This is a genomic window from Promicromonospora sp. NPDC059942, from assembly GCF_042731755.1.
In the GTDB taxonomy this organism is placed as follows: Bacteria; Actinomycetota; Actinomycetes; order Actinomycetales; family Cellulomonadaceae; genus Promicromonospora.
Window position 1 is genome coordinate 147734 of record NZ_JBHWLR010000008.1, and the last position, 10105, is coordinate 157838.

At 73.7% G+C, this 10105-nt stretch carries 10 protein-coding genes; 7 read left to right on the top strand and 3 right to left on the bottom strand.

What is annotated here, in order from left to right:
* Window positions 1–188 precede the first annotated feature (188 nt).
* Window positions 189–1136 carry a porphobilinogen synthase gene (gene hemB / locus ACFV9Q_RS14950; protein ID WP_377235172.1) on the top strand — a complete coding sequence of 316 codons (948 nt, stop codon included), beginning with the start codon at window positions 189–191 and terminating at the stop codon, window positions 1134–1136.
* Window positions 1133–2518: a glutamate-1-semialdehyde 2,1-aminomutase gene (gene hemL / locus ACFV9Q_RS14955; RefSeq protein WP_377235051.1), complete on the top strand. Its 1386-nt coding sequence runs from the start codon at window positions 1133–1135 to the stop codon at window positions 2516–2518. The genes hemB and hemL overlap by 4 nt, the downstream gene beginning before the upstream one ends.
* Before the next feature lie 105 nt (window positions 2519–2623).
* Here the strand turns inward: hemL and fdhA are convergent, their stop codons facing one another.
* Window positions 2624–3844, bottom strand: coding sequence for a formaldehyde dehydrogenase, glutathione-independent (gene fdhA / locus ACFV9Q_RS14960; protein WP_377230085.1), 1221 nt, complete (start codon window positions 3842–3844; stop codon window positions 2624–2626).
* A gap of 209 nt (window positions 3845–4053) precedes the next feature.
* On the opposite strand from fdhA, the gene ACFV9Q_RS14965 reads away from it, so the two are divergent.
* Window positions 4054–4362 carry a hypothetical protein gene (locus ACFV9Q_RS14965; protein ID WP_377235052.1) on the top strand — a complete coding sequence of 103 codons (309 nt, stop codon included), beginning with the start codon at window positions 4054–4056 and terminating at the stop codon, window positions 4360–4362.
* 4 nt (window positions 4363–4366) lie between these two features.
* On the opposite strand, the gene ACFV9Q_RS14970 is transcribed toward ACFV9Q_RS14965, so the two are convergent.
* On the bottom strand, window positions 4367–5215 hold the full coding sequence (locus ACFV9Q_RS14970) for a rhamnogalacturonan acetylesterase (RefSeq protein WP_377230083.1): 849 nt from the start codon (window positions 5213–5215) through the stop codon (window positions 4367–4369).
* 214 nt (window positions 5216–5429) lie between these two features.
* On the opposite strand from ACFV9Q_RS14970, the gene ACFV9Q_RS14975 reads away from it, so the two are divergent.
* Window positions 5430–5912, top strand: a complete 483-nt coding sequence (locus tag ACFV9Q_RS14975) for a hypothetical protein (protein WP_377235053.1) — start codon at window positions 5430–5432, stop codon at window positions 5910–5912.
* On the opposite strand, the gene ACFV9Q_RS14980 is transcribed toward ACFV9Q_RS14975, so the two are convergent.
* Window positions 5866–6612, bottom strand: coding sequence for a response regulator transcription factor (locus ACFV9Q_RS14980; protein ID WP_377235054.1), 747 nt, complete (start codon window positions 6610–6612; stop codon window positions 5866–5868). The genes ACFV9Q_RS14975 and ACFV9Q_RS14980 overlap by 47 nt on opposite strands.
* 84 nt (window positions 6613–6696) lie before the next feature.
* Between ACFV9Q_RS14980 and ACFV9Q_RS14985 the strand changes: the two genes are divergently transcribed.
* From ACFV9Q_RS14985 to ACFV9Q_RS14995, 3 genes are all read left to right on the top strand, one after another.
* On the top strand, window positions 6697–7071 hold the full coding sequence (locus tag ACFV9Q_RS14985) for a metal-sensitive transcriptional regulator (protein WP_377230080.1): 375 nt from the start codon (window positions 6697–6699) through the stop codon (window positions 7069–7071).
* Between the two features lie 83 nt (window positions 7072–7154).
* Entirely contained in the window at window positions 7155–7463 is a 309-nt protein-coding gene (locus ACFV9Q_RS14990; RefSeq protein WP_377230079.1) for a heavy-metal-associated domain-containing protein, read from the top strand.
* 87 nt (window positions 7464–7550) lie between these two features.
* Entirely contained in the window at window positions 7551–9995 is a 2445-nt protein-coding gene (locus tag ACFV9Q_RS14995) for a heavy metal translocating P-type ATPase (RefSeq protein ID WP_377235173.1), read from the top strand.
* The last annotated feature ends 110 nt before the right edge of the window (window positions 9996–10105 follow it).

The following is a 10105-nucleotide window of genomic DNA, read 5'->3' on the forward strand; positions in this document are numbered from 1 at the left end:
TGGGGCCACCAACTCGAGGGAGGGGGCCTGGGCGGAGGTGGGAACAGAAGCCCTGGGAGAAGCTGGGTGGGGGAGACGGAGGGGTAACTTGGGGGACCTGTACGTCTGACACCACAACGAGAGAGAAGGACATCGTGAGCTCCTCCGGGATCGTGTACCGGCCGCGCCGTCTGCGCGCCACGCCGGGCATGCGCCGTCTGGTCGCAGAGACCCGCTTGCACCCCGCCGACCTGGTGCTGCCGCTCTTCGTCAAGGAGGGCCTGAGCGAGCCGGCGCCGCTGGCGAGCATGCCCGGGCAGGTGCAGCACACCGAGGAGTCCCTGGTCGAGGCCGTGCGCGCCGCGCGGGACGCGGGCCTGGGCGGCGTCATGCTGTTCGGCATCCCCACCGTGAAGGACGCGAGCGGCTCGCAGGCCGACGCCCCCGACGGCATCCTGCAGCGCGCCCTGCGTGCCTCGCGCGCCGCGCTGGACGAGGGCCTCGCGCCCGGCGCGCCCACGCCGGTACTCATGGCCGACACCTGCCTCGACGAGTTCACCGACCACGGGCACTGCGGCGTGCTCACGTCCACAGGGGCTGTGGACAACGACGCGACCCTGATCCGCTACGCCTCCATGGCGGTGGCGCAGGCCAAGGCCGGGGCCGACGTGATCTCGCCGTCCGGCATGATGGACGGCCAGGTCGCGATGATCCGGGACGCGCTGGACGACGCCGGCTTCGCCGACACGAGCATCCTGGCCTACAGCGCCAAGTACGCGAGCGCGTACTACGGCCCGTTCCGCGAGGCCGTGGACTCGGAGCTGAAGGGCGACCGCAAGACCTACCAGATGGACCCCGCGAACGGCCGCGAGGGCCTGCGCGAGGCCGACCTGGACCTCGCCGAGGGCGCCGACCTCGTGATGGTCAAGCCCGCCGGGTCGTACCTGGACGTGCTGCGCGCCGTCGCGGACCGGAGCGACGTGCCCGTGGCCGCGTACCAGGTCTCGGGCGAGTACGCGATGATCGAGGCGGCCGGTGCGAACGGCTGGATCGACCGCGACCGCGCCGTCCTGGAGTCGGTCACGAGCATCAAGCGCGCCGGCGCCGACGTCATCCTCACCTACTGGGCGCTGGAGATCGCGGAGTGGATCAAGTGACCGAACAGAACCGGGAAACCGTCGAGGCCCAGGCGCTGCGCCGGGCGCCCGAGGCCAACCACGCGGCGTTCCTGCGCGCGCAGGACGCGATCCCGGGCGGCGTGAACTCGCCGGTCCGCGCCTACGGCAGCGTGGGCGGCGACCCGCGGTTCCTCGCCTCGGCCCGCGGCCCGTACGTCACCGACGTCGCGGGGCGCGAGTACGTGGACCTGGTCTGCTCGTGGGGCCCCGCCCTGCTCGGGCACGCGCACCCCGACGTCGTCGCCGCCGTCCAGGAAGCCGCCGCGCGCGGGCTGTCGTTCGGCGCCCCGACCGTCGCCGAGGTCGAGCTCGCCGAGGAGGTGCGGCGCCGGGTCCCCGCGGCCGAGCGGGTGCGCCTCGTCTCGACGGGCACCGAGGCCACGATGACGGCGATCCGCCTCGCGCGCGGGGTCACGGGCCGGCCGCTCGTGATCAAGTTCGCCGGCTGCTACCACGGGCACATGGACGCGCTGCTGGCCGAGGCCGGCTCCGGCGTCGCGACGCTGGCGCTCCCGGGCTCGGCCGGCGTGACCGAGGCGACCGCGGCCGAGACCCTGGTGCTCCCCTACAACGACCTGGCGGCCGTCGAGGCGGCCTTCGCGCAGCGCGGCTCCGAGATCGCGGCGGTCATCACCGAGGCGTCGCCCGCGAACATGGGCGTGGTGCCGCCCGCCGAGGGCTTCAACGAGGGTCTGCGCCGCATCACGTCGGCGCACGGCGCCCTGTTCATCATGGACGAGGTGCTCACCGGGTTCCGCGTGGGCCCCGCCGGCTGGTGGGGTCTGGAGAACGACGCGATCCGGGCCGCCGGGGGCGAGGGCTACACACCCGACCTGTTCACGTTCGGCAAGGTCGTCGGCGGCGGCATGCCGGTGGCGGCGCTGGGCGGACCGGCGTCGGTCATGGACCACCTGGCCCCGCTGGGGCCCGTGTACCAGGCGGGCACGCTGTCCGGTAACCCCGTGGCGGTCGCCTCGGGCCTGACGACCCTGCGGCTGGCCGACGACGCCGTCTACGCCCGGGTCGACGAGGTCTCGCGCGTGCTGTCGGACGCCGTGGGCGAGGCGCTGACCGCCGCCGGCGTCGAGCACCGCGTGCAGCGCGCGGGCTCGCTGTTCTCGGTGTTCTTCGGGCCGCTGGCCGCGGCGTCGGGCGTGCGCGACTACGCGCAGGCCCAGGCGCAGGAGACGTTCCGGTACACGGCCCTGTTCCACGCGATGCTGGCGGCCGGGGTCAACCTGCCACCGTCGGTCTTCGAGGCCTGGTTCGTCTCCGCGGCGCACGACGACGCCGCCGTGCAGCGGATCCTCGACGCGCTCCCGGGCGCGGCCCAGGCCGCCGCAGCGGCGACCCCGAGGTAGGAACGCCGGACGAGAGACAGGCGGGGCAGGATCCGGTGCACCCGGGTCCTGCCCCGCCCCGTCTCCCCGGGGGCCTACCCCGGCAGAGGCCACTCCGACCGGGGGTCAGGCGGCCTTGATGTAGTTGTTCGGGTTGAGCACGAACTTCTTCGCCGCACCCTCGTCGAACGCGTGGTAGCCCGTCGGCGCCTCCGTCAGGGGGATCGCCTGGGCGTTGACAGCGTCCGCGATGTGCACCTTGTCGTGCAGGATCGCCTCCATCAGGCCGCGGTGGTACTTCATCACCGGGCACTGGCCGGTCGTGAACGCGTGGGACTTGGCCCAGCCGAGCCCCAGCCGCAGGGACAGCGAGCCGACCTTCGCCGCCTCGGTCGCCGCACCCGGGTCGCCCGTGACGTAGAGGCCGGGGATGCCGAGCGCGCCGCCCGCCCGCGTGACCTCCATGAGGGCGTTGAGCACGGCGGCCGGCTGCTCGTTCGACGAGTCGGCACCGTGCCCGCGGGCCTCGAAGCCGACGGCGTCGACGCCGCAGTCCACCTCGGGCACACCCAGGATCTCGGCGATCTGGTCGCCGATCGGTCCGGCGGCCACGTCGATCGCCTCGCACCCGAACGACCGCGCCTGCTCCAGCCGCTCCTTGTTGAGGTCGCCCACGATCACCACGGCCGCACCGAGCAGGTGCGCCGACGCCGCGGCGGCCAGACCCACGGGCCCGGCCCCGGCGACGTACACCGTGGACCCCACGCCCACCCCGGCGCTCACGCACCCGTGGAAGCCCGTGGGGAAGATGTCGCTGAGCATCGTCAGGTCCATGATCTTCTCGAGGGCCTGGTCCTTGTCCGGGAACTTGAGCGCGTTGAAGTCCGCGTACGGCACCAGCACGTACTCCGCCTGGCCGCCGACCCAGCCGCCCATGTCGACGTACCCGTACGCCGAGCCCGGCCGGTCCGGGTTCACGTTGAGGCAGATGCCGGTCTTGCGCTCCTTGCAGTTGCGACAGCGCCCGCAGGCGATGTTGAACGGCACCGAGACGATGTCACCCACGTCGAGGAACTCGACGTCCGGGCCCTTCTCGACGATCTCGCCGGTGATCTCGTGCCCCAGGATCAGTCCCGGGGGCGCGGTGGTACGGCCGCGGACCATGTGCTGGTCAGAGCCGCAGATGTTGGTGGACACGGTCCGCAGGATCACCCCGTGCGGCACCTTGCGGCCTACGTTGGCCGGGTTGACCCCGGGTCCGTCCCGGAGCTCGAACGTCGGGTAGTCGATGTCGACCACCTCAACCACGCCGGGTTCGCGGTAGGCGACCGCCTTGTTTCCAGGCATGTTGGGTTACCCCTTCCAGGTCATCTTTGAACTGGCTTCGGTCCCTTGTCACGCTACGCCGGGCCCCCGTGACTCTCATCCGCGCCCGCGAACCTCATCCCCTGCGGCACGGGTGGGGAGTTCTCCCCACAGACGCCTGCCCCGCGCTCTGCCACGCTTCGCTCGCCGCGCGCACGGTGCGCGCGGTTCGAGACGAAGGAAAGAAGAGCATGGTCTTCTTCGGCTGGGGCAGCAAGAGCAAGACGGCGCCGCTCGACGCGGGGCGAGCCCTGGTGCTGCGCTACTCGTACGTCCACCTGTTCTGGCTGCTGCGGTTCTCGTGGGGCCTGCAGTACAGCCTGGCGACCGCCACCGAGGCCGGGTGGGCGATGCGCCCGCTGTCGGACGCCGAGGCCATGGCGCTGGACGCGCCGAAGCGGCTGAACCTCAACCTCTGGTGGCGGTTCGGCCTGCTCCTGTGGGCTGCCGTGGCCGTCGTCGCCATCGTCGTCGCCAACATCGACGCCGCGATGGGCTGACGGCTCAGGTCGCCGCGGGCAGCTCCTCCGGCCAGGTGAACCACTCGACCGGGATGCTCTGGTCGAGGCGGCGCACCTGGTCCTCGGCGAGGACGCCCGCGGCGAGCAGGCCGCGGGCCACCATCCGCGCGATCAGGCGGGCGCCCGGGGTGTTGAAGTGCGTGTTGTCCTGCCGGCCCTCGTAGGTGTTCAGGAAGTACACCTGGGTGCCGTCCGGACCGAGCTCCTGCCACAGCGCCAGGGTCTGCGCCGTGACGTCGACCAGCGGCACGCCCTCGGCGGCGGCCAGCGCCCGCATCGCGTCCGGGTAGAACCCGTGGGTGGCGACGGCGTTCCCGGCGGCGTCGAACCGGCGGCGCTCCGCCGGGGTCAGCAGCACCGGGCGCGCGCCCCGCTCCCGGGCGCCGTCGAGGTAGCGGCGCAGGTGGGCCGGGTAGCTGGTCCACGGGTCCGTGCCGACCGCGGGGTCGGACTTCTGGTCGTTGTGCCCGAACTGCACGAGCAGCACGTCGCCGGGGCGGACGGCGTCCAGGATCGCGTCCAGGCGCCCCTCTGCGATGAAGCTCTTGGAGCTGCGCCCGTTCATCGCGTGGTTGAGGACCTCGATCCGCGGCGCGACGTACCAGGGCAGGCCCATGCCCCAGCCGGTCTCGGGAAAGACCCCGGCGTACTTCTGGGACGCGGTGGAGTCGCCCGCGAGGAAGATCCGGGGCGCCTGCTGCGCCTGGGCCTTCCGCGTCGCGGCGGGGAGCACCGCGGGGGGCGGCACGGGGGTGTTCGTGGGTGCCGCGCTCGCCGTGAGGGCGAGCGGTCCGGCCGCGGCGAGCGCGGCGAGCAGGAGGCGGCGAGACATCGAAGCGGGCATGCCGACGGGAGGACCTCTCCGGGGGAATCTGGGGTATTCAGGACGAAAGGTATCGGATCTGGTCGCTGTGGACCGCCGACCTCAAGAACCTCAAGAACCTCAAGGGCGATCCTGAGCAGCCCTTGAGGTTCTTCGGCTGGGCGTTGAGTTCCGGGCCGCACGCTGGGAGCAGCCAGTCAGGCACTCACGGGGAGGCGCGACCATGGCGGAGGTATACGACTTCTGGACCGGCGGGGACGAGCTGGCGGCTGGCGCCGGCCGCTCGGCCCACGACGAAGCCGGGCCCGCGCCCGCCCGGACGCCACGCGTCCTCGCGGCGGACATCCTCGACCAGGGCGTGCTCCGCGACCTCGCCCAGGATCTCGGCGAGCCGACCGCCCGCCGCCTCGCCGAGCAGTACGCCGCCGGTCTCAAGCGGCGCCTCGAGCTCCTCACCGTCGCCGCCTTCGACCGCAGCGGGTACTCCGTGTACGACACGGCCGCCGAGCTGGCCGTGTCGGGCGCCATGGTGGGCGCCGTCGCACTGGCCCGGGCGGCCTGGGCCGTGGCGCAGGACGTGGTGCGGACCCGCACCGTCCCGGAGGTCGAGACGCTGGAACGGCTCATGCGCCTGGCGCACGACACCGAGGTCGCGCTGGTCAGACATTCTCGAAGCGGTACCCCAGCCCGCGGACCGTATGGATGAAGCGCGGGCTCGTGGGGCTGTCGCCGAGCTTGCGCCGGACGTTGGCCATGTGCACCTCGACGGTGCGGCGGTCCGCCTCGGTGACGTCGCCGCCGTAACCGTGCTCGTCGGGCCAGAGCAGCCGGGCCAGGTCGCCCTTCGGCACCGGCCGGCCGCGGGCGTCGTGGAGCGCCGCGAGGAGGACGAACTCGGTGCGGGTCAGGTGGACGGGCTCGCCGCCCAGGCGGACCGTGCGGCGGGCGGTGTCGACCTCGAGCCTGCCGTCGCCGCCGTCAGGGCCGGGGGCGGGCTCCTCCTCCGCCTTCGTCGTCGGGACGAGGTGGCCGGACCGGCGCAGGAGCGCGTCGATGCGCGCACGGAGCTCGCGTGGCCGGAACGGCTTGGTGACGTACTCGTCGGCACCGGACTCGAGGCCCATGAGCGTGTCGATCTCGTCGACCCGGGCCGTGAGCATGACGACCACCGTCTCGGAGAAGGTCCGCAACCGGCGCACGACCTCGAACCCGTCGATGTCCGGCAGGGAGACGTCCACGGTGGTCACGACCGGCTTGTGGGCCTTCACCAGCGCGACGCCCTGCGCGCCGGTGGCAGCGGGGTGCACGGTGAACCCGGCCTGCTGCAGCGTGACCTCGATGACCTCACGGATGAGGTCGTCGTCCTCGACCACGACAGCAACGCCCCGCCCCCCAGACTGGTCCATCGGTCGAACGTAGCAACGACCTCGCCGGCGCGCCCGTGGTCGGCACACTTGACTCACTACCCCCGTGGGGTATCTCATGGACGCATGACCGAGGCGACGGAGACCACCGAGGCGACCGAGGCCGCCACCCCGCACGACGACTCCTTGCACCACGACACGGCCGGTGAACACGACGGGCCGCACGGTTACGCGTCCGACAAGGCCGGCTACCTCAAGCGGATGCGCCGCATCGAGGGGCAGGTTCGCGGCATTGCGCGGATGATCGACGAGGACGTGTACTGCATCGACGTGCTCACCCAGGTCAGCGCCGTGACCAAGGCCCTGCAGGCGGTGAGCCTGGCGCTCGTCGAGGACCACCTGGGACATTGTGTGGTGGACGCGGCCAAGGCGTCCGACGCCGAGGGCGCCGCCAAGGTCCGGGAGGCCTCCGAGGCGATCGCCCGCCTCGTCCGCATGTGAACGCCGAGCAGCCCGTGCACGGCCGGCAGCACCCGCACGTCCAGCAGCAGCACGTCCAGCAGCCCACGAACCGAGGAGACGACATGACCACCGTGACCAAGCTCGCCGTGACCGGCATGACCTGTGGGCACTGCGTGTCCGCGGTGACCAACGAGCTGCGGGGCGTGCCGGACGTCCAGGACGTGAGCGTCGAGCTGCACGCCGGTGAGACCTCGCTGGTCCGCGTCATCTCCAAGCTCCCGCTCGCCGAGGCGCCCCTGCGCGACGCCGTGGACGAGGCCGGCTACGACGTGGCCGACGTCGAGGTGCTCGAGAACGCCGTCGCCGCCGAGTCCGCCGCGCAGGCCCCGGGCCGCCAGGCGACCCGCATGCTACCGATCGTCCCGTCCTGACCCGGACGTACCGCCCCCGTAAGGAGAACCGTGCCTGCCGCTGAGGCCCTGCACCCCCTCGGCGAGGTCGAGCTCGCGGTGTCCGGGATGACCTGCGCCTCGTGCGTCGCCCGGGTCGAGCGCAAGCTCAACCGGCTCGACGGCGTCGCCGCGACCGTGAACCTGCCGCTGGAGTCGGCGCACGTCGTGCTGTCGTCCGAGGTGACCGACCAGGACCTGGTCGACGCCGTCGAGTCCGCCGGCTACGAGGCGCGCGTCACGCGGCGCAGGGGCGCGAACGGCGCCGCCGGGCGGGACGACGTCGTCGGGCGGGACGACGCCGTCGGCGCGCCGGGCTCCGGCCCGGACACGGCCGCGGCCGATGCCGGGGCCGACGGCGCGACCCCCGCGCCCGGCGCCGAGTACCGCGGCGAGGACCTGCTGCGCCGGCTCCGGGTCTCGGCCGTGCTCACCGTCCCGGTGCTCCTGCTGTCGATGGTCCCCGCGCTGTCCTTCCCGGGCGCCGAGTGGGTGGTCGCCGCCCTGGCGCTGCCCGTCGTCGTGTGGGGCGCCTGGCCGTTCCACGCCGCCGCCGTGCGGGCGGCCCGGCACGCGAGCTCCACGATGGACACGCTGGTGTCGATCGGCGTGGTCGCGGCGACCCTGTGGTCGCTCTGGGTGCTGGTCGCCGACGCCGTCCGGCCCGCGGGGCACGGCATGGGGCCGGCGCTGTACTTCGAGGTCGGCGCCGTGGTCACCACGTTCCTGCTGGCCGGCCGGTACGCCGAGCACCGGTCGCGGCGGCGGGCGGGCGACGCGCTGCGCGCCCTGCTCAGCCTGGGCGCCAAGGACGCGGAGCGCATCGCGCTGGGCCCGGACGGCACCCCGCTCCGCCTGCCGGACGGCGGCTGGCGCACCACCGCGGTCCCGGTCGCCGCGCTCCAGGTCGGGGACGTCTTCGCCGTGCGCCCGGGCGGCACCGTCGCCACGGACGGCACGGTGGTGGAGGGCGCCTCGGCGCTCGACACGTCCCTGGTCACCGGCGAGCCGGTGCCGGTGGACGTGACCCCGGGCGACGACGTCGTGGGCGGCACGGTGAGCACCTCGGGGCACCTGCTGGTGCGCGCGACCCGCGTGGGCGAGGACACGATGCTCGCCCGCATCGGACGGCTCGTGGCCCGGGCCCAGACGGGCAAGGCCCCCGTCGCCCGGCTCGCCGACCGCATCTCCGCGGTGTTCGTCCCGGTCGTGCTGACCCTGGCCGTGCTCACCCTGGCGGCCTGGCTCGTGCTGACCGGCGACGTCGAGGCGGCCTTCACCGCCGCCGTCGCGGTGCTGATCATCGCGTGCCCCTGCGCGCTCGGGCTGGCCACACCCACGGCGATCCTGGTCGGCACGGGCCGCGGCGCGCAGCTCGGCGTGCTGATCCGCGGCCCGGAGATCCTGGAGAGCACCCGCCGCGTGGACACCGTGGTGCTCGACAAGACGGGCACGGTCACCGAGGGCCGCATGCGCGTGGTCGACGTGTGGAGCCCCGACCGGAGCCCGGCCATGGCCGGCGCGCGGCGCGCGGCGCCCGGCCACGACGAGGCGCCCGCACGGCCCGACGACGCCGAGGCCGCCGACGACGCGAACCACCTGACCAACGCCCCGGAGGCGCTGCGGTACGCGGCCGCCGTCGAGGCGCTGAGCGAGCACCCGATCGCGCGGGCCGTCGCGGCGGCGGGCCGGGCCGCGGCGGAGCCGGACACCGGGACCCCGCTGGAGGTCACGGGCTTCGTCGCGCACCCGGGAGGCGGCGTCGAGGGCCTGGTCCGGCGTGCGCACGCGGGACTCGCCCCGGACGGCGCGCTGAACACGCGGCGCGTGCTGGTGGGCCGCGCCGACTGGCTCGCCGAGCAGGGGGTGACCGTCTCCGCGGAGGTGCGTGCCGCCGTCGGGCAGCAGGAGGAGGCAGGGGCGACCGCCGTGGTCGTGGCGTGGAACGGCGCCGCGGGCGGCGTGATCGCGCTCCGCGACCCGGCAAAGGGGACGTCGGCCACGGCGGTGGCCGAGCTGCGCGAGCTGGGCCTGCGCCCCTACCTGCTGACCGGCGACTCGGCGGGCGCGGCGCTCGTGGCCGCGCGCGCCGTCGGCATCCCCGACGCGGACGTGATCTCGCGCGTGCTGCCCGCCGAGAAGGCCGCGGTCGTGGCCGGGCTGCAGGCCGAGGGACGCACCGTGGCGATGGTGGGCGACGGCGTGAACGACGCCGCCGCCCTGGCCACGGCGGACCTGGGCCTCGCGATGGGCACCGGCACCGACGTGGCGATCGAGGCCGGCGACATCACGCTGGTCCGCGGCGACCTGCGGGCCGCCGCGAGCGCCGTCCGCCTGTCCCAGAAGACCCTGCGGGTGATCAAGCAGAACCTGTTCTGGGCGTTCGCGTACAACGTCGCGGCGCTCCCGCTGGCGGCGGCCGGGCTGCTGAGCCCGATGGTCGCGGGCGCGGCGATGGCGGCGAGCTCGGTCCTGGTGGTCGCGAACTCCCTCCGCCTCCGCCGCGCCTCCTGACCCCCTCGTTGAGTGCTGGGTATTTGCGGGTTTCCAAGCTGGAAAAGCAGAAACCACCAGAAACCAAAGGGGAAGGGTCGCGGGAGCAGGGGGAATCGTTGTTCCTGGAG

Bases quoted from the DNA above. Each gene is read 5' to 3' on its own strand.
- hemB (WP_377235172.1), top strand. From the start codon at position 189: ATGCGCCGTCTGGTCGCAGAGACCCGCTTGCACCCCGCCGACCTGGTG.
- fdhA (WP_377230085.1), bottom strand. From the start codon at position 3,844: ATGCCTGGAAACAAGGCGGTCGCCTACCGCGAACCCGGCGTGGTTGAG.
- ACFV9Q_RS14965 (WP_377235052.1), top strand. From the start codon at position 4,054: ATGGTCTTCTTCGGCTGGGGCAGCAAGAGCAAGACGGCGCCGCTCGAC.
- ACFV9Q_RS14970 (WP_377230083.1), bottom strand. From the start codon at position 5,215: ATGTCTCGCCGCCTCCTGCTCGCCGCGCTCGCCGCGGCCGGACCGCTC.
- ACFV9Q_RS14975 (WP_377235053.1), top strand. From the start codon at position 5,430: ATGGCGGAGGTATACGACTTCTGGACCGGCGGGGACGAGCTGGCGGCT.
- ACFV9Q_RS14980 (WP_377235054.1), bottom strand. From the start codon at position 6,612: ATGGACCAGTCTGGGGGGCGGGGCGTTGCTGTCGTGGTCGAGGACGAC.
- ACFV9Q_RS14985 (WP_377230080.1), top strand. From the start codon at position 6,697: ATGACCGAGGCGACGGAGACCACCGAGGCGACCGAGGCCGCCACCCCG.
- ACFV9Q_RS14990 (WP_377230079.1), top strand. From the start codon at position 7,155: ATGACCACCGTGACCAAGCTCGCCGTGACCGGCATGACCTGTGGGCAC.
- ACFV9Q_RS14995 (WP_377235173.1), top strand. From the start codon at position 7,551: ATGACCTGCGCCTCGTGCGTCGCCCGGGTCGAGCGCAAGCTCAACCGG.